This window comes from Terrabacter sp. R4-6 (assembly GCF_057529065.1).
On the sequence record NZ_CP197224.1, the window covers coordinates 2039154 to 2056964 of the forward strand.

The 17811-nt window shown below is 72.4% G+C and carries 21 protein-coding genes; 10 read left to right on the plus strand and 11 right to left on the minus strand.

Going from position 1 to position 17811, the window contains the following annotated elements:
* Positions 1-78: 78 nt before the first annotated feature.
* Positions 79-1860: an alkaline phosphatase D family protein gene (locus ACSSS0_RS09665; protein WP_487230965.1), complete on the minus strand. Its 1782-nt coding sequence runs from the start codon at positions 1858-1860 to the stop codon at positions 79-81.
* Positions 1861-2277: 417 nt separating this feature from the next.
* Between ACSSS0_RS09665 and ACSSS0_RS09670 the strand changes: the two genes are divergently transcribed.
* Entirely contained in the window at positions 2278-2466 is a 189-nt protein-coding gene (locus tag ACSSS0_RS09670) for a hypothetical protein (protein ID WP_435984198.1), read from the plus strand.
* A gap of 27 nt (positions 2467-2493) precedes the next feature.
* Here the strand turns inward: ACSSS0_RS09670 and ACSSS0_RS09675 are convergent, their stop codons facing one another.
* The 3 genes from ACSSS0_RS09675 to ACSSS0_RS09685 are packed head-to-tail and all read right to left on the minus strand — an operon-like array spanning position 2494 to position 6079.
* Positions 2494-4173 carry a DUF4389 domain-containing protein gene (locus ACSSS0_RS09675; RefSeq protein ID WP_487230966.1) on the minus strand — a complete coding sequence of 560 codons (1680 nt, stop codon included), beginning with the start codon at positions 4171-4173 and terminating at the stop codon, positions 2494-2496.
* A gap of 5 nt (positions 4174-4178) precedes the next feature.
* The gene (locus ACSSS0_RS09680; RefSeq protein WP_487230967.1) at positions 4179-4664 is read right to left on the minus strand and encodes a hypothetical protein; all 486 of its coding nucleotides are present in this window, start codon (positions 4662-4664) and stop codon (positions 4179-4181) included.
* Positions 4661-6079 (minus strand): cyclic 2,3-diphosphoglycerate synthase, encoded by a 1419-nt coding sequence (locus ACSSS0_RS09685; protein WP_487230968.1) that lies wholly within the window; start codon positions 6077-6079, stop codon positions 4661-4663. The genes ACSSS0_RS09680 and ACSSS0_RS09685 overlap by 4 nt, the downstream gene beginning before the upstream one ends.
* A gap of 187 nt (positions 6080-6266) precedes the next feature.
* On the opposite strand from ACSSS0_RS09685, the gene rocD reads away from it, so the two are divergent.
* From rocD to ACSSS0_RS09705, 4 genes are all read left to right on the plus strand, one after another.
* Complete coding sequence (rocD, locus tag ACSSS0_RS09690) at positions 6267-7487, plus strand: ornithine--oxo-acid transaminase (RefSeq protein ID WP_487230969.1); 1221 nt, start codon at positions 6267-6269, stop codon at positions 7485-7487.
* 625 nt (positions 7488-8112) lie between these two features.
* Positions 8113-8238 carry a hypothetical protein gene (locus ACSSS0_RS09695; protein ID WP_487230970.1) on the plus strand — a complete coding sequence of 42 codons (126 nt, stop codon included), beginning with the start codon at positions 8113-8115 and terminating at the stop codon, positions 8236-8238.
* A gap of 257 nt (positions 8239-8495) precedes the next feature.
* On the plus strand, positions 8496-8732 hold the full coding sequence (locus ACSSS0_RS09700) for a PLDc N-terminal domain-containing protein (protein WP_487230971.1): 237 nt from the start codon (positions 8496-8498) through the stop codon (positions 8730-8732).
* Positions 8733-8866: 134 nt separating this feature from the next.
* The gene (locus ACSSS0_RS09705) at positions 8867-9508 is read left to right on the plus strand and encodes an Hcp family type VI secretion system effector (RefSeq protein WP_487230972.1); all 642 of its coding nucleotides are present in this window, start codon (positions 8867-8869) and stop codon (positions 9506-9508) included.
* 32 nt (positions 9509-9540) lie between these two features.
* On the opposite strand, the gene ACSSS0_RS09710 is transcribed toward ACSSS0_RS09705, so the two are convergent.
* Together ACSSS0_RS09710 and ACSSS0_RS09715 are read right to left on the minus strand one after the other, a co-directional pair.
* Positions 9541-10173, minus strand: a complete 633-nt coding sequence (locus tag ACSSS0_RS09710; protein WP_487230973.1) for an SRPBCC family protein — start codon at positions 10171-10173, stop codon at positions 9541-9543.
* A 323-nt stretch (positions 10174-10496) separates the two neighbouring features.
* Positions 10497-11645, minus strand: a complete 1149-nt coding sequence (locus ACSSS0_RS09715; protein ID WP_487230974.1) for a hypothetical protein — start codon at positions 11643-11645, stop codon at positions 10497-10499.
* Positions 11646-11859: 214 nt separating this feature from the next.
* Between ACSSS0_RS09715 and ACSSS0_RS09720 the strand changes: the two genes are divergently transcribed.
* Positions 11860-12762, plus strand: a complete 903-nt coding sequence (locus tag ACSSS0_RS09720; protein WP_487230975.1) for a right-handed parallel beta-helix repeat-containing protein — start codon at positions 11860-11862, stop codon at positions 12760-12762.
* A gap of 23 nt (positions 12763-12785) precedes the next feature.
* On the opposite strand, the gene ACSSS0_RS09725 is transcribed toward ACSSS0_RS09720, so the two are convergent.
* On the minus strand, positions 12786-13310 hold the full coding sequence (locus ACSSS0_RS09725) for a 2'-5' RNA ligase family protein (RefSeq protein WP_435984186.1): 525 nt from the start codon (positions 13308-13310) through the stop codon (positions 12786-12788).
* 49 nt (positions 13311-13359) lie between these two features.
* Between ACSSS0_RS09725 and ACSSS0_RS09730 the strand changes: the two genes are divergently transcribed.
* From ACSSS0_RS09730 to ACSSS0_RS09745, 4 genes are all read left to right on the plus strand, one after another.
* Entirely contained in the window at positions 13360-13755 is a 396-nt protein-coding gene (locus ACSSS0_RS09730; RefSeq protein WP_487231203.1) for a PPOX class F420-dependent oxidoreductase, read from the plus strand.
* A 181-nt stretch (positions 13756-13936) separates the two neighbouring features.
* Positions 13937-14893, plus strand: coding sequence for an oxygenase MpaB family protein (locus ACSSS0_RS09735; RefSeq protein WP_487230976.1), 957 nt, complete (start codon positions 13937-13939; stop codon positions 14891-14893).
* A 194-nt stretch (positions 14894-15087) separates the two neighbouring features.
* The gene (locus ACSSS0_RS09740) at positions 15088-15468 is read left to right on the plus strand and encodes a DUF6916 family protein (protein WP_487230977.1); all 381 of its coding nucleotides are present in this window, start codon (positions 15088-15090) and stop codon (positions 15466-15468) included.
* On the plus strand, positions 15468-15752 hold the full coding sequence (locus tag ACSSS0_RS09745) for a DUF6916 family protein (protein ID WP_487230978.1): 285 nt from the start codon (positions 15468-15470) through the stop codon (positions 15750-15752). Before ACSSS0_RS09740 ends, ACSSS0_RS09745 begins: the two co-directional genes overlap by 1 nt.
* Here ACSSS0_RS09745 and ACSSS0_RS09750 read toward each other — a convergent pair.
* The 4 genes from ACSSS0_RS09750 to ACSSS0_RS09765 are packed head-to-tail and all read right to left on the minus strand — an operon-like array spanning position 15731 to position 17790.
* Positions 15731-16222: a GNAT family N-acetyltransferase gene (locus tag ACSSS0_RS09750; protein WP_487230979.1), complete on the minus strand. Its 492-nt coding sequence runs from the start codon at positions 16220-16222 to the stop codon at positions 15731-15733. The genes ACSSS0_RS09745 and ACSSS0_RS09750 overlap by 22 nt on opposite strands.
* Positions 16219-16740: a phage tail protein gene (locus ACSSS0_RS09755; RefSeq protein ID WP_487230980.1), complete on the minus strand. Its 522-nt coding sequence runs from the start codon at positions 16738-16740 to the stop codon at positions 16219-16221. Before ACSSS0_RS09755 ends, ACSSS0_RS09750 begins: the two co-directional genes overlap by 4 nt.
* A gap of 10 nt (positions 16741-16750) precedes the next feature.
* Positions 16751-17272, minus strand: coding sequence for a phage tail protein (locus ACSSS0_RS09760; protein WP_487230981.1), 522 nt, complete (start codon positions 17270-17272; stop codon positions 16751-16753).
* Positions 17273-17286: 14 nt separating this feature from the next.
* Positions 17287-17790 (minus strand): phage tail protein, encoded by a 504-nt coding sequence (locus tag ACSSS0_RS09765; RefSeq protein WP_487230982.1) that lies wholly within the window; start codon positions 17788-17790, stop codon positions 17287-17289.
* Between the last annotated feature and the right edge of the window lie 21 nt (positions 17791-17811).

Genomic DNA, 17811 nt, shown 5'->3' on the forward strand with positions numbered 1-17811 from the left:
CGGACACGGAGGTGCCCACTCGACCACGAACGTCGAGTGGGCACTTCCGTACGTCGGGCGGGACCCGATCGGCAGGCGTCAGGCGCCGCGCGGCAAATCCGAGCGCGGGCCAACCGGCCCGCTCGCGGAGGAGAGGCGGCGCGTGCCCGCGAGCGTCTGGAGGCTGCGCGTGTAGGTCGGAACGACCGTCGGCACGACGCGCGGGTCGGGTTGGGCGCTCGTCGGCACCGGGGTGTGGTGGTAGTCGGCCTGCACTCGCTCGGGCGTCACGTCGATGACGACGTAGCCGTGGCTGACGCCGTCGATGTAGCGCAGCCACGGGTTGAGCTGCTGCGCCGCGCCGATGGCCTGCCGCGTCACGGCGACGACGACCTCGGGCGGCTGGCCGGCGAGCTGCGGCGTGCCGCCGAGCACTTCGAAGAAGCCGTCGCTCGTCACCGACGGGCAGACGAACTCGACCCCGGCGGAGGCGTATGCCGTCTGGCCGGGTGACGACGTGACGGGCAGGTCGCACGAGAACGACGCGTGGATGTCGCCGGTGAGCACGACCGCGTCGCCGGCGGACGCAGGCTGCGCCGCGAGGTGGGTGAGCAGGCTCGTGCGGTCGGCGGTGTAGCCGTCCCACTGGTCGGCGTTGACGAAGGTGTAGCCCGGGGCGCCGAGCGCGGCGCCGGGGTAGAGCACCGGCGCGACCATGACCTGGTTGCCGAGCAGGTGCCACTGGCGGCCCTGCTCGGCGAGGCCGTCCTTGAGCCACGTCAGCTGCTCCGGCTCGGGCAGGTGACGCGCCGGCGAGGCGAGGGCGCCGTCGATCGCGGGGTTGCCGATCGGGACGAAGCCGTCGAAGGGCACTCCGGGCACGGTCACCTGGGCGCTTCGGTTCTGCCGGGTCTCGAGGATCGACAGGTCGCCGAGGGCGCCGAACGTGAACCGCTTGAAGAAGCGCGTGCCCCGGTGCGGCACGGACTGGTCGGGCATCCGGAACGGCATCCACTCGAGGTAGGCCTGCATGGCCTGGGCACGACGCTCGAGGTAGGCGCCCTCGTCGGCCTGGTGGTTCTGGGCGCCGCCGGCCCACGCGTTGTTGGCGACCTCGTGGTCGTCGAAGATCGTGATCCACGGGAGCTTCTGGTGGGCGGCCTGCGCGTCGGGGTCGGCCTTGTGCAGCGCGTGGCGCAGCCGGTAGCCGGTGAGGTCGATGGTCTCGGTGGGCGGCTGGCTGTCGCGGACGCCGACGAGCGCAGCGGGGCCGTAGCGGTCGTCGCCGTTGCCGTACTCGTAGATGTAGTCGCCGACGTGGAGCACGAAGTCGAGGTCGTCGCGGGCGGCGATGGCGCGGTAGGCGGTGAAGAAGCCGCCCGTGTAGTTGCTGCAGCTGACGAGCGCCATCCGCAGCGCGTGGGTCTCGCCCGCGATGTCGCCGGCGGTCTGGGTGCGCCCCACGTCACTGAACTCCCCGAGCGACTGGAAGCGGTAGTAGTAGCGCGTGTAGGGGTCGAGGCCCGTCACGTCGACCTTGACCGTGTGGTCGCTGTCGGGCGAGGTCATGACGGTGCCGTGCGCGGCAACGCGGGTGAAGCGCTGGTCACGGGAGACCTGCCAGCGCACGGGGATCGGGCGGCCGAGACCGCTGCCCGGCGCGGCGACGGGCTCGCCCGGCCGGGCCGGCGGCGTGGCGCGGGTCCAGATGATGACGGAGTCGGCGGTGGGGTCGCCGCTGGCGACCCCGTAGCCGAAGATGCCCCGGCTCGCGGGCGCCGCAGCGGCGGCGGGGTCGAAGACGCGAGGGACGGCGAGGGCGGCGGTGGCCGCGGCCACACCCTTGAGGAGGGTGCGCCGGTCGAGGGACGGCGTTGTCATGGTCCGGAGGCTATGCCCGCCCGGTGACCGACAGGGGCGTACGCGTCGACCGGCATCGGGCGGCCGCGTGACCGATGGTGGTCGCGACCTCGCCCTACGTCACTGCCCCGCTGGCCGGAGCAGTGACGTAGGAGACGAGGGGCGGATGGCCTGCGCGCTACGTCAGTGCTCCGTGTGGCGGAGCAGTGACGTAGGGGGCGAGGGGCGGATGGCCTGCGCGCTACGTCAGTGCTCCGTGTGGCGGAGCAGTGACGCAGGGCGCGGCAGACGGCATACGGCCTCGGGGGTCCCGGCGAGCGCGCGGGTTGACGCAGGGTGGCGCGGGGTGACGCAGGGTGGCGCGGGGTGACGCAGGGTGACGCGGAGGGTCCGGGGACGTAGCGTCGGGGGCATGAGCACCTGCCTGCGAGTCCGGTCATGACCCGCCCCGTCCGTGTCGTCATCGGCGTCCTCGTGCTGCTCGTCGGGGCGCTGTGGACGCTGCAGGGCCTCGGCTACGTCGGCGGGAGCGCGATGTCGGGCAACACGCTGTGGGCGGTCATCGGGCCGATCGTCGCCGTCGCGGGTCTCGGGCTGGCGCTGTCGCGGCCGCGCCGCCGACCCTGACCGGGCGGCGCGAGCCCGGCGACGAGCTCAGGCGGTCGGCTGACGGGGGTCCGACTGGTCGGCCAGGACGACGTCGTCGGTCGGCACCACGTCATCAGCCGGTGGCGGGACCGTCGGTGGCGGGACCGTCGGTGGCGGGAGCGTCGGCGGGGGCGGCGGTCCCGGCGGCACCTCCGCACCACCCTCGTCGAGCTGGAAGGGCGGGTAGACGTCGGTCATGAGCGCGGCGTAGGCGATGACGCGGTAGACCCAGCGGTTGAGCCCGATGACGAGGTCGAAGAGGGCCCGCGGGTAGTGGCCGGCGAAGAGGAGCGAGAGACCGGCGACGAGGACGAGCAGGCCGAGCAGGCCTCCGCTGAGGATGTCGAGGCGCCCGTTGCCGTTGACGTCCCTGGCCCAGCTCCACGCCCACGTGCCGCCACCGACGAGCAGACCGACGATGAGGTAGTGCGGGATCGCGAGCAGCCACCACTTGACGAGGACGAGGCCGCGCGAGAGCCGCTCCGGGTAGGCGATGTCGAGCCGCGCCGGGTAGTCCGGCTCGAGCTCGAGGCTGAACGGCGGGTAGCGGTCGGTGCCGAGTCCGCCGCTGCTGGCGTAGTACGAGACGCGCCACGACCAGCGCAGCACCCCGACGTTGAACTCGAAGAGCCCGCGCGGGTAGCGCCCCGTGAAGAGGATCGCGAAGAACGCGACGACGCTGACGACGGAGAACGCGAGCCACAGGAAGCCGAGCACGATGAAGTGCGGGATCGCGAGGAACCACTTGACCAGCCAGAGCCAGCGGGACAACGGCTCGTCGAGACGCGCGTCGAGGGCGACGGGACTGACGGCCCGAGGGTGGCTCGGCCACGAGGCGGGGGCCGTGGCCGCCCCGGGTCCAGCGGTCGCGACGTCGCCCCCGAGAGGCGCCACCGGCACGGGAACGGGAGGCAGGGTCGCCGGGGTCGGCGGGCGGGTGCCGCTCGCGCCTCGGATGATGAGCGCGATGGCGATCCCGGTCATGACGAGACCGATGCCGAGCATGACGAGGGCGAGGGGCAGGAGGAAGCCCGCCCGGACGCCGATCGTCGAGCTCACGGCGACGCCGGCGCTGCCGTCGGCGTTCATGATGACGACGGCCCACTGCCCGCCCGTCACGCGCCAGGCCAGCTCCTGCTGGCCGGCGCCGGTGGCCGACGTGGTCCAGAAGGTCTGCGACGTCGGGGCGGCCACGGTCGCCGCGCCCGGGGTCGAGCGCAGGACGGCGGCCCGCAGGGTGCCGTCGCGCGCGCTCGTGATGCCGACGACCTGGTCGTGGGAGACACCCTCGAGGTATGCCGTGAGGCTGCTCGCGGGCGCGATGCCGAGGAAGACGTCCGGCCCGGAGGCAATCGGTCGTGCGGTGAGCCGGAGGTCGAGGTCGAGGCGGTCGAGCACCCAGGAGGGCACGTCGGGCCCGGTCTCGACGACGACGTCCTCGGCCGTGATGGCCGGCGTCGGGCTCGAGAGGGCGGGCAGCGTCAGGGAGAGGTAGCCCGCGTCGTCCCGCCCGACGGCATACGTGATGCCGAGGCCGGCTCCGCCGAGGAGCAGGCCGAGCCCGGGCAGGAGGAGCAGGCACCCGATGACCAGGGCGGCGATGTGCCGCCCGGCCGGGTGGTACCCATCCGTCCGGCCCGGCGGCGGAGTGCGGGGGTCGGGGAGCATGGGCGTGGTGGCGGTCATGGTGATCACATCCTGGGGAAGCGGCCGGTGACGAGTCTGACGATGGCCTCGACGATCCCGATGAGGCTGCCGACGAAGCCGATGACGAGCAGCACACGGGCGACGACCTCCCAGCCGGTGCCGATGACATCGAGTGGGAAGACCCGCCAGACCTGGGTGATGGCGATGAGCCCGAAGCCGATGGAGATGATGTCGCCGAAGGCCCGCGGACGTGGCAGGTCGACGACGACGTTGACGAGGTCGGCGCTCGCCCGGGCGACGATCGAGGCGTTGACGGCGCCGAGGACGAGGACCGTGCGAGGGGTGAGGAACGGCACGACCTCCCAGCCCGGCCAGACGTTGATGAGCAGGAGCATGACGAGGCTGGTGAGGAGCGAGCCGGCGTAGGCCGCGCGACGGCCCCGCACCGGTGCGGGGTCACTTTGGTCGAGCTGGTGGCCCGTGTGGTGGTCGCGCGAGTCGGAGGGCAGGTGTTCGGTCGGCGTGCTCATGATGCGCTCCCGGTGAACGAGACACCCGCATGGGTGCCGAGGACGGCAAGGACGTCGAGCGGGAGGGTGGCCCGCACCGCGGCGGCCAGGCCACCGGGCACGACCTCTCGCAGCTCGTAGCGCGCCCGGACGAGGGGCGCCGGGACCGACAGCACGCGCGTCAGGTCGATCGGCGTGCCGCTGACGACCGCCTCGCACTCCCCCGCGTCGACGGCCGCCCGGATCGTCGCCTCGAGGTCGCGCACCTGCTCGGCCCCGTAGCCCATGGCCGGCAGGACACCCCGCGCGTTCGGGTAGGTCGCGTACGTCGCGGCGATCGAGCCCACGGCATACGGCATCGGGTCGACGAGCAGGGCCGCACCGGCCGCGCGGGCGCCCACGACGCCGGCGCCGTAGGTCATCGACCCGTGCGTCAGGGTCGGGCCGTCCTCGACGACGATGACGCGGCGTCCGTGCACGGCGGCCGGGTCGTCGACGGTGACCGGGCTGTCGGCGCGCAGCACCGTGGCCCTCGGGTTGAGCGAGCGCACCGACGCCTCGACGGCCTCGATGTCGGCCGTCCGCGCCGAGTCGCACTTGGCGATGACGACGACGTCGGCCATCCGGACGTTCGCCTCGCCGGGGTGGTAGGCCGCCTCGTCGCCCGGGCGCAGCGGGTCGGCGAGCACGACGTGGAGGTCCGGGACGTAGAACGGCAGGTCGTTGTTGCCGCCGTCCCAGAGGATGACGTCGGCCTCCTGCTCGGCCTCGCGGAGGATCCGCTCGTAGTCGACGCCCGCATAGACGACGACACCCGCGTCGAGGTGCGGCTCGTACTCCTCCCGCTCCTCGATGGTGCAGTCGTGGCGGTCGAGGTCGGCATAGGTCGCGAAGCGCTGGCAGGCCTGGGCGGCCAGGTCGCCGTAGGGCATCGGGTGGCGGACCGCGACGACGCGGAGGCCGAGGTCGATGAGCATCCGCGCGAGGTAGCGCGTCGTCTGGCTCTTGCCGACGCCCGTGCGCACGGCGGTCACGGCGACGACGGGCTTCGTGCTGCGCAGCATCGTGCGCCGCGCGCTGTGGAGGCGGAAGTCGGCGCCCGCCGGGATGCAGCGCGAGGCGAGGTGCATGACCTGCTCGTGCCGCACGTCGGAGTAGGCGAAGACGACGACGTCGACGTGCTCCCGCTCGACGAGGTCGGTCAGCTCGGACTCGGCCACGATCGGAATGCCTTGCGGATAGAAGGGTCCCGCGAGCTCGGGCGGGTAGCGCCGTCCGTCGATTTCGGGGATCTGCGTCGCGGTGAAGGCGACGACCTCGTAGGCCGGGTCGTCGCGGAAGACGACGTTGAAGTCGTGGAAGTCGCGACCGGCGGCGCCGAGGATGACGACGCGGGTCCGGGAGGCACGGGGAGTGTCGGTGCTGGGGGTGCTCATGGCCATCTCCACCGGCTGGGTCACCGACGTGACCGACACACCCCACCGCGGGTAGTCCTGGCTGCGGGACCCGCCTCTTCGAGTGTCCCACCGGGGTGTCGGGGCGGCGACGGTCCGAGAGCGGGATCACCCCGGTTTCGAGTCACATTCGGGTGCCGCCGACGCAGCCCGGTGCCACGATCGAGGGGTGAGCGACACGGCGGCACGAACCGAGGCAACACACGAGCACGTCTCCCTGGCGCAGAGCTGGATCGCGGGCAACTACAACCCGTTGCCCGTCGTCCTCGCCTCCGCCGAGGGTGCGTGGGTGACCGACGTCGACGGTCGCCGCTACCTCGACGCGCTGGCCGGCTACTCGGCCCTCAACTTCGGGCACCTGCACCCGACGCTCGTGGCCGCGGCTCGGTCACAGCTCGACCGGCTGACGCTGACGAGCCGCGCCTTCCACAGCGACCGGCTCGGGCCCTTCTGCCGGGACCTCGCGACGCTCGCCGGCAAGGAGCTCGTGCTGCCGATGAACACCGGCGCCGAGGCCGTCGAGACGGCGATCAAGACGTCGCGACGGTGGGGCTACGAGGTCAAGGGCGTGCCGGACGGCCGGGCCCGGATCGTCGTCATGGCCGGCAACTTCCACGGCCGCACGACGACGATCATCAGCTTCTCCGACGACCCGCTCGCGCACGACCACTACGGCCCCTACACGCCCGGCTTCGACCTGGTGCCCTTCGGCGACCTCGAGGCGCTCGAAGCCGCGGTGACCGACGAGACCGTGGCCGTGCTCCTCGAGCCGATCCAGGGCGAGGGCGGCGTCATCCTCCCGCCCGAGGGGTGGCTGCGCGACGTGCGCCGGCTGACGCGGGAGCGGAACGTGCTCATGGTGGCCGACGAGATCCAGTCAGGGCTCGGCCGCACGGGCACGACCTTCGCGTGCGACGTCGAGGGCGTCGTGCCCGACATCTACGTGCTCGGCAAGGCCCTCGGCGGCGGCATCGTCCCCGTGTCGGCGGTCGTCGCGGACCGTGACGTGCTCGGCGTCTTCACGCCCGGCAGCCACGGCTCGACGTTCGGCGGCAACCCGCTCGGTGCGGCCGTCGGGCAGGCGGTCGTCGGGCTGCTCGCGACCGGCGAGTTCCAGCAGCGGGCTCGGCAGCTCGGTGCGCTCCTCGACGACGGGCTGCGCGAGCTGCTCGGGCACGGCGTCGACGCGGTGCGTTGCCGCGGCCTCTGGGCCGGCGTCGACATCGACCCGAGCCTCATGACCGGGCGCGAGGCGTCGCACCGCCTGCTCGAGCACGGCGTCCTCGTCAAGGACACGCACGGCTCGACGGTGCGCATCGCTCCCCCGCTCGTCATCGGCGAGATGGAGCTCGAGATCCTCCTCGACGCCTTCCGCGCCATCCTGCGCTGAGCGGAGCGGCACCGATCGGCACCGAGCGGCACCGAGCGGCCCCGAGCGGCACGGGGGGACGGTGCACGCGGGCGGGGGGCCGTATGCCGTCCCCGCCCGCGCGTCGCTCGTGACCTGCCGGTCCGGCCGGCCCGGCTCAGCCGGGGAAGCCGAAGCAGGGGTAGAAGCCCTCGACGCCGGGACGCGGCACCTCGATGCAGCGCGAGCGCGACTGCTCGATGACCGCGTCGGTCGCCGTGCCGTGGCAGAGCGCCCGGCCACCTGGACGGAGACACGCGCCGAGGCGTCGCGCCGGAGGTTGTTGTCGGTCGCGTTGACGTTGCCGTCACCGAAGTGGTCGTGGTTCGAGACCGTCGTGTGCTCGAGCGGGCCGGTGCCGGTCCACGTCGCGGCGAGACGGACCGTGACGGGGACGCCGTCACCGTCGGTGCCGGCGAGGCTCGTCGTGACGGATGCACGGGTGAGGCGCGGGTCGACGACGAGCGGCGCCCCGTTCTGCGCGTCCGCCTCGAAGATGACGGTGCCGCCACCACCTCCGGCGGCCGCCGTGACCCCGCCGGTGCCGGTCCGGGTGACACTTGTGCAGGTGTCGGTGACGCGGACGAAGACCGATGTCAGACCCTGCTTGCCCACGGGACCGGGCTGGGCGGCATACATGGCCGTGCTCGAGGAGACGAAGACCTCGGTCAGCTCGCAGCCCTGCGTCGAGGCGATGACCGCGGACGCCGAGGTGGAGCCGATGGTGTGGTAGATCCGGGGCTGTGCGGCCCCGGCGGACCCGGCGGTGAGGGGTCCGAGGACGAGCGGCACGGCCAGGACGGCCGCGGCGACGAAGGCGCGTTTCATGATGACTCCCAACCGATTCCCCCCTGCCGCTTCCAACGTGACACCGATGCAGTGGACCGACTGTGCCATCGGCCGTCTCGTCCGTCACATCACGTAGTCAGGCGCGTGGGGACCTGCTAGGCCGGAGGGAGGGAGAATGCCCTCGAGACCTGAGGAGGCGTCATGGCACGGAAGAAGTGGTCTGACCTGACGAGCGGACAGCAGCGGGCGATCCTCGTCGCGGGCTGCGTGCAGCTGTCGCTGGCCGCGACGGCGTGGGCCGACCTGGCCCGACGACCGGCGAGCGAGATCGTGGGGAGCAAGGGGAAGTGGGCGGCGATCATCGCCATCAACTTCGTGGGCCCGATCGCCTACTTCACCCGGGGACGGCGGGTCACCGCCTCGGACGCAGTGTCGTGACATCGACCGACAAGATCTGACATCGGTTGTATGTAGCGCGTTGCAGGAATCGGATTCGACTGCGCCTGTTGCCGTTTCGCGCCACGATCGAGATCCGTGGCCATCATGGGCCACCTGACTCCTGTGAGGACGACATGGTCGACGGCAACGATGCATTCACTCCCACCCGCCGCGGGGCGCTCAAGACCGGAGCCCTCGGTCTCGGCGGCCTGACCGGGGCCCTCGCGCTCGGCAGCAGCGCTCCGGCCTCCGCGGCAGGCCTTCCCTCGATGGGCACCGTCGCCGCTCTGGCGGGCGTGACGGGTGGCAACTTCTTCCTCCGGCTCGACGGTGTCCCCGGCGACAGCGTGGACGCCGACCACGCCGGGTGGATCGATCTGAACGACTGGTCGACGGGGGCCACCAACGGCGCCATGCTGACCTCGTCCGGCTGGTCCTCGAGCAAGCCCAGGGTCGACACGGTGTCCCTCTCCGCGCAGGGCGGGTCGCAGAGTCCGCGACTGTTCCTGCGCACCGTGAACGGCCGACGCAGCGCCGGCGCCCTGCTCCAGGGCGTGTCACGCGGCGACAGCCCGAGCACCTACCTCGAGGTCGAGCTGCGTGACGTGGCGGTCGCCTCCTACGACGTCAAGGCCGGCGAGGACGGTTCGATCGTCGACGAGTTCGCTCTCGCCTACGGGAGCATCCGCTACTCGATCTACCTCCAGAGCGCGACCGGCGGGGCGGACGAGACCATCTCGGCGACATGGAACGTGCGCACCGGCACGGGGACCTGAGCCTCGCCGTCGTCCTGCGTCGGGCGCGCGGCCTACGTCACGGTCGCGCGCTCGGCGCGGTCGCGGATGCCGCGGAGCATCTTCTGGCTCATGAGCGAGCTCGCTGCCGAGACCGGCTCGACGAGGAGCGGTGACCAGCGGTGCGTGTTCGCGAAGCGTTCTCGGCTGATGAGGCGCGTCGCCCGGTGCGGGTGCCGGCGCAGGACGAACGACCACGTGAAGTCGTACGGCGCGCCCTCCGGGTCACCCGGCATCGCGGGCGCGGCGTGCAGCACGAGCGAGCGTCCGGGGTCGACCGAGGCGACGGCGAGCGCGACCTGCGGGTGGAGGCGCACGAGGTCACCGACGGCGAGGTGCTGCCACTCGTCGACGACGGTGTCGGCACTGTGCAGCCGGCAGCCGGCGAGGTTCTCGAGGCGGTCGTAGCTGTAGAAGCCACCCCGGTCGGCGCCGAGCTGCACGACCCACGGCCAGACGGCCTCGGGTGGGGCCTCGATGGTGATGGCACGGGTGGCGACGAGCCCGGCGACGGGGAGGATGTCGTCGCCCGGGAGGTGCTCGCGCGTCTCCTCGGTCGTCGCGCCCCAGTGCAGCGCCGACCATCGCAGCGTCACCACGGACAGGACCGCGGCGCCGACGACCACGGGTGCGACAAGGCGCCTCATGCTCTTCACGGTAGTCCGGAATCCGTTGGCGGGCGGCGAGATCCGCGTCACCATCGAGGCGAGGACCGAGGCATCCGCCGAGACCGTCGACGACGCGAGACGGCCCGGAAAGTGTTGGAGCCCGGCTCGCGTTCGCGAGTCCGGGCTACCAGTGACGGTTCACGTACCACAACGGGCCAACCGTCGAAGTCTTGGTCTTCCTGGGAACGAGTGTCCCGCCCCAGGGCGACCGCGACAGAGTGACACGCCGGTGTCGGCGCAGTTCGTGGAAATGACGCAAGATGGCACAAACGGACCAGAAGTGACTAGTCCGCGGGCCTCTGTCAGGTGAGCGGCGACCCCGTCGCGAGGCCGGCGAGCGCACCGTCGGGGACGACGCGGACGCAGCCCCACTCGAGACCGAGCCGGTCCATGATGGCCTGGCTCGTGACGTGACGGAGGCGTCCGCCGTCGACGAGCCACACCGGGTCGGCCGACCGCTCGCGCAGCAGGGTCCGGTCGAGCGGCATCTGGCGCAGGCCGGCGAGCGACCCCTGCGGGATCTCGCGGACCTTCCCCCAGTCGAGGCCGAGACCCTCGAAGACCTCGGGCGACGGGATCCAGAAGGCCTTCCCGCCGTAGACGACGTGGATCGGGTCGGTGCCGCGCTCGCGGACGAGCGTGCCGTTGCCGGGGTGGGTCGCGACGTGGGCCATCGACCCGGGCTTCGCCGAGACGACCGAGTCCCACCGCAGGCCGCACGCGTCGAACTCCGCGGGTGACGGCACCCAGAACTGGCCTCCGCCGCGGATCACCATGATGCGCGGGTCGGTCGAGTCGTGGATCACGCGGCCGTCGGCGAGGTAGCTCGGCACCTTGCGGGTGTAGCTCTCGACGAAGAGCCCGCGCCACGTCTTGCCGTTGCTGCCGGTGATGGCGCGCTCGGCCGGGTCGTCGACGGTGGTGAGCCGGAGCCGGACCTCCCGGCCCGGGTTGTTGTTGTCGTAGACGAGGACGTAGGTGTAGCGGCTGTCCTGCTCCCAACCGTACGCGACGACCTGGTGGTCGTTGCCGAGCTCGGTCAGGGAACGGGCCTGGGTCAGGCCGAGGAGGACCGGCTGGCCGGAGTCGAGCCGCGCCTTGAGCCTGGGCAGCTCGTCCTCGCGGGTCATCCGGGCGACGCCCTTGCCGCGCAGCCACGTCGGGTGGTCGAGGCTCGTCGCGTACTGGACGAACTTCAGGCCGTTGTCGACGAAGGTGTCCATGAGGCGGGAGTAGATGTAGTCGGCGACGAGCGAGCCGTCCTGCGGCAGGGTGCCGTTCGTCGACATGGCGAGGCCGGCGTGCCAGTAGTCCATGGCCGCGGCGGCCATGCCGCCGCAGCGGCCGCGGGTCGTGATGTCGACCCCGACGGCCGGGATCCGGATGACGTGGTTGGTGAAACCGTTGCTGAAGGCGAAGCCGTTCTCGGCGGGCGTGAAGCTGATGCGCATGGTCGTGTGTCTTTCCCCGAAGGTTTGGTTGGTCGGGGAGAAGAGACGCGGGCGGCCCGGTCGATACTGGGCATTCGTACTCAGAACACCCTCTGCGGATGCCCGGATACGGCGAACCCCAGCGAGGTCGGGTGCGTCACGAGCAGACTCGGTGAGCGGACGCGGTTGCCGCTGGGGATTGGTCTCAGGCCGTGGCCCGCGGGGAGGAACAGCCATGTCCACGTCCACCTTTCGCCGCGCACTCGGGGTCACGGCCGTCGCCGGGCTCGGAGCGACGCTCGCGACCGGGGCCGCGCAGGCCGCGCCACCGGTCACCTGCGGCTCCGTCATCACGGCCAGCACGGCACTGACCACCGACCTCGTCTGCGCCGGCACGGGTGACGCGCTCGTCATCGGGGCCGACAACGTCGTGCTCGACCTCAAGGGCCACAGCATCACCGGACCCGGCGCGGGGCCGAGCACCGGCGCAGGGGTCCGGGCGGCCGAGCGCACCGGCGTGACCATCACGAACGGGACGGTGTCGGGCTTCGAGCACGGAGTCGTGGTCGACACCACGCACTACACGACGGTGTCCAAGATCTCGGCCCACCACAACGTCCGTGGCGTCGAGGTGGCCAACGGGGACCACCTGCTCGTCATGCGGAACACGCTGTGGGCCAACGGGGGCGATGCCATCCGCGTCGGCGGCTCGGACGACAGCCTCATCAGCCAGAACGTCGCCACCGACAACGTCTTCGGCATCTACGTCGCCGACTTCGCGGGCACCGTCAGTGTCACGCGCAACGTCGTCACGGGCACCGAGAACGCCGGCCTCGCCGTCTTCAGCGGCACGACGGGGATCACGCTCAGCCAGAACACGGTGAGCAGCGGTCGGGCCGACGGCATCAACGTGGCCGCGGACACCACGGGCACGCAGGTCAGCCAGAACACCGTGACGCTCAACGGCGGCGACGGCATCGACGCGGCGGGGACGAGCACCCTGGCGCAGAACCTCGCGACCTGGAACGCACAGCTGGGCATCCGCGCCACCGACGACGTGACCGACGGCGGCGGCAACAAGGCTGTCGGCAACGGCGACCTCGCCCAGTGCGTCGGCGTCGTCTGCTCGACTCCCTGACCGGCGCCGCCGGCACCCACCGCTCACGGCACGACCGGCAGGTCCCACGTGGTCCCGTCGGTCGTGTCGATGAGCGCGGCCCGGTCGCACCGCAGCGTCAGCGGCAGCCGGTCGGACACCGCGTCGACGACGGTCTGCAGGCGCGACCCCGGCACCCCGGTCGTGGCCGACACGTGCGGCATCCAGTGGCCGGGCTCGTAGTGGCGGTGGATCGTCGCACCGGTCGCCCGCAGCGCCTCGACCGCCCGGGCCTGGCGCGTGGCCAGAGCGACCGAGGCGGACCCGGCGAGCGCCACGCGTCCACGAGGGAAGACCACCGTGCCCTGTACCGACACCTCGGCGGGCCCGCCGTCGCCCAGCCCAGCCACGGCGGCACGGGCCGCCTCCTGCTCCCAGGCCAGCAGGACGGCATACGACAGGTGGGGCACGTGGTGGCCGTGGGTGTGGGTGAGCAGCGTCGGCACGCCGGCCTCCTCGAGCCGCTGCCACAGCTCGCGGACGAGACGGTCGGACGTGCGGTCGAGCAGGAGGCAGAGCGCGAGCGCCATGGCCCATTGTGCGCACGAGCGTGCCGCCTACGCTGGGCCCGTGAGCCCCATGCCCGACGACCTCGACGTCGTCAACGCCAACCGCTACGTGTCGCTGACGACGTTCCGCCGGACGGGGGTCCCGGTGAGCTCGCCCGTGTGGGTCGCGCGCGACGGGGGCGAGCTCGTCGTCATCACCGTCGACCCGAGCGGCAAGCTCAAGCGGCTCGCGCACACCTCCCGCGTCGAGCTGCGCCCGTGCGACATGCGCGGGCGGGTGCCCGAGGGGGCGCCGACGTATGCCGGCACGGCCGTCGTCGACCGCAGCGCGGAGGGCGTCGCCGCGGTCAAGCGCGCCATGGGCCGCAAGTACGTCATGGCGCGGCTCGGCGACGCCATCGCGGCGGTCACCGACAGGGTGCGGCCGCGTGCCCCGCGCGCCGGCATCCGCATCACGCTCGACTGAGCCCCGCCACACGCACGACGGCTGTGGTCTGCGCCACGGTGAGGACGCCAGACAACAGCACGCAACCGCACGCGTCCTGACGCGCCTGCACGGTCGGGGTGGACACACGTTCGACCGAGCCGTCCCAAACCCTGTACAGATCGTTTCCGCGCGCCGCTGACCTGCGGTTATGTTGTCGAGCATGAGTCCCACCGCAGGAGCCCGGCTGGTCCAGCGCCAGCTGGGAGTCATGCTGCGCAGCAAGGTCGCCGGCGACGACGCGCCGGACCGCGCGCAGCGGATCTGGGGTGCGCAGGGCGAGCGGTGGTTCACGCCCGAGGACCCGGTGTGGCGGGTGCACGCGGACGCCTCGATGTTCCCGGCCGGCGTCACGTCGCTGCTGCTGCAGATGCTCCACCCCATGGCGATGGCCGGGGTCGCGGGCCACAGCGGCTACAAGAGCGACCCGTGGGGCCGTCTCCAGCGCACGAGCCACTACCTCGCGACGACGACCTTCGGCACGATCGAGCACGCCGAGGACGCCATCGCGATGGTCCGCTCGATCCACGAGCGGGTGCGCGGCAAGGACCACCTCGGCCGGCCCTACCGCGCCGACGACCCGCACCTGCTCATGTGGGTGCACGCGGCGGAGATCGACTCGTTCCTGCGCGGCTACCAGACCTTCGGCGACACGCCCCTGACCGACGACGAGGCCGACGTCTACGTCGCGCAGGCCGGCATCCCGGCCGGGCGGCTCGGCGTCATCGACCCGCCGACCTCGGTCGCCGAGCTTCGGGCCGTCCTCGCCTCCTACCGTCCCGAGCTCGAGACGTCGCCCGCCGCGCGCGAGGCGGCGCGCTTCCTCCTGCTCGACCCGCCCCTGCCCTTCTACGCCCGTCCGGGCTACGGGACCCTCGCCTCCGGCGGCGTGTCCCTGCTGCCCGGGTGGGCGCGCGAGATGCTCGGCATCCCGCTGCCCGGCGTCGTCTCGACGCTCGTGGCGCGGCCGCTCGGGCACCTCGGCACGGCGGCGGTGCGCTGGGGCATGGCCGGGCTCGCCGAGCGCCGCCCGTCCGACACCCCTCCCGACACCCCGTCGGGCTCCCCCCAGACCCCCGACGAGCCGGATGAACTCGTCGGGGCCCAGGCCGCCAGCTGAGCGGCCACCTTTGACCGGGCCGGGTTGCACTCAAGAAGCGGGTGCACCCGGCCCGGCGCCTACCTGCCCGCCCCACGCCGATGGCGGGGTCGCCCGATGGCGTATGCCGTTCGGCTGACGCCCGCGGGCCCGCGCGGGACGATGCGAGGATGCCGGAGAGCACCGGTGCCCGGGGGTGTCGAGAGGCGGAGCGCATGGTCGTCATCACTCGTCGACGTCTGCTGCAGGGCGTCCCCGCGGCTGCTGTCGCCGCGGCCGTTCCGGCGGGGACCGCTGCAGCCGCGAAGGCTCCGACCGACCCCTTGGGCCGCGCCCGTTGGACCGGTCTCGTCGGCCGGACCTTCGTCCTCGCCGACGGGTCAGGGTCCTGGGACGCCCGGCTCGACGACGTCCGCGACATCGTCGGGGCGCCGCCGGGGTCCGACACCCGCTTCGCGCTCCTCTTCTCGGCGTCGCGCCCCGGGCGCGCGGACGGCACCTACGCGGTGAGCCGGTCCGGGTTCAGCGCGACGCCGGTCTTCGTCGTCGCCGCCCCCGACCGGCGGTCCTGGGTCGCGACGGTGAACCGCACCTGATGCTCGACCTCGGGGCAGCGACCGCTGACGACTTCCTGGCCCACGTCGGCACGACCTTCGCGCACGTCGAGGGGACGGACCTCTGCCTCGCCGACGTCACCCGGCACGGTCCCGGCGCGCAGCGCGAGCAGTTTTCGCTCATCTTCACGACGGACGCGAATGCCGTTCTGCCGCAGGGGATCCAGACCCTCCACCATCCGCACCTGGGAGACCTCGCCCTCTTCCTCGTGCCGGTCGGACCGGGCGCCGACGGGCTCCACCGCTACGAGGCGGCCTTCGCCTGAGCGCTCGTCGCGGGCCGGCACATCCGGTGGCGCAGCTCGTCGCCGCCGGCGTCGACGAAGCCGAGCCGGTCGTAGAGCTGCTTCGCGGGGCTGCCGCGATCGACGGACAGCTCGCAGGGGAGGCCGGCTGCGTCCGCCTGCGCGAGGACGGCGTCGAGGACGTGCGTGCCGAGGCCCCTCCCCCGGTGCCCCCTCAGGAGCGCGATGTCGACGACGTGGACCCGGTCGGCGGCGACGTCGACGAGCAGTCGCCCGACGGCCTCGTCGTCGACGACGACCACGAGCCGGTCGGCGTCCGGCCATGCGTCGCGCCAGCCGCGCTCACGGGCCTCGACCTGCTGACGGGCGAAGGCACGGCGCATCGACGCATCCGGCAGGAGGGACAGCTCGCTGGCGCGAAGGTCGGCGAAGAGGGTCTCGAGCAGTCCCCGGTCGGCGTCCGTCTCGACACGCAGCGTCGGCGGCGTCATGGCCGCTGCGGGTAGATGCCCTGCAGGGCGATGATGAAGGTCAGCGTCAGGTAGGGCTGGAGGTTGTTGTGCGGCTGACCGCCGCCGACGGCCGACACCGCCTGCTGGGCGAGCACGGTGCCGTCGGGGCTGGACGCGTACTCGTTGACGCCCCCGACCCCAACGGCGAAACGCTCGCCGGCGGGTGAACGGTCCCCGGCGTCGGTCGCGGAGGCATTGATGAGATGCGTGTGGAACGGCAGCTCGGACGCGATGAGCGAGGTGGTCGAGGTTCCCCCCACCTGGCCGAGGTCGTAGGGCGACAGTCCGGGGCCCTGGCCCGGCTGGATCGGCACCCGACCCTGGAGGTCGGGGAGGCCGAACGTCGACCTGCCGTCGCCGCCGTAGGTGGTGCCGAGCAGCGAGAAGAGGGCGGTGTTCTGCGCGATGGGGAGGAGCTGGCCGTTGCACAGCGCCCAGCCCACCGGAGCGAAGTTGCCCCCGAACATCCGGATCTCCGCGAGGAAGGGATCGGTCACGGTCGGCTCCTCAGCCTTGGCTCGGGAAGATCCCGAAGAGGGAGATGATGAAGTTGACGGCGAGGTAGGGCTGCAGGTTGTCGTGCGGCTGGTTGCCGCCCGAGGGGGCGAGGCTCTGGGGGGCCAGCGTCGTCGGCGGCGCGTCCGCGCCGTAGCCGAACGTCGTCACCCCCGAGAGGGTCGCGGGGACGGCACCGGAAGGTCCCGACGTCGTCGCCGTCGTGGACGAGCCGTTGAGACCGTGGCTGTGCGCCGGGATCTGGGGAGTCGTCAGCGTCACGGTCTCGACGCCGCCGGCCTGGCCGAGCGCCGGGTTCCCGATGCCACCGGTCCCGCGGTGGACCGGCACCCGGCCGCGGAGGTCCGGGAGGTTGAAGGTCGTCTGACCGTCGCCGCCGTACGTCGTCCCGATGAGGGCGAAGAGCGCGTCGTTCTCGGCGATGGCCATCGCCTGTCCCTGGCAGAGCGCCCAGCCGTTGGGAGCGAAGGTGCCCGCGAAGATCCTGATCTCGCCGATGAAGGGGTTCGACATGGGTGGTGCACTCCTCAGTTGCGGGAGGGGAAGATCCCCTGGAGGGCGATGCAGAAGGAGACGGTCAGGTAGGGCTGGGTGTTCTCGTGCGGCTGGCTCCCGCCCGCCGGCGCGACGCCCGCGGGGTCCATGGCGACGAGCGACGACGGCGGCGCGAACGCGGCCGTCCCGACGCTCGCCGCGAGGACGGCGTTCGCCGGGCTTCCGCTCGTGGCCGGTGCGCTCGAGGCGTTCCACGCATGGGTGTGCGTCGGCGTCTCGTTGGTCGTCAGCGTGTGGCTGGCCTCACCGCCCTGCTGGCCCAGGCTGAAGCTGCTGCTGGTGTGGACGGGCACCCGGCCGCGGAGGTTCGGCAGCGCGAAGGTCGTCCGACCGTCGCCGCCGTAGGTCGTCCCGAGGATGGAGAAGAGGGCCTGGTTCTGGTTGATCGCCAGGAGCTGGCCGTCGCACAGGGCCCAGCCCCTCGGCGCGAAGCCGAAGCTCATCAGCCGGATCTCGCCGAGGAAGGGATCGCCCATCGGTCACACGCTCCTTGCGGT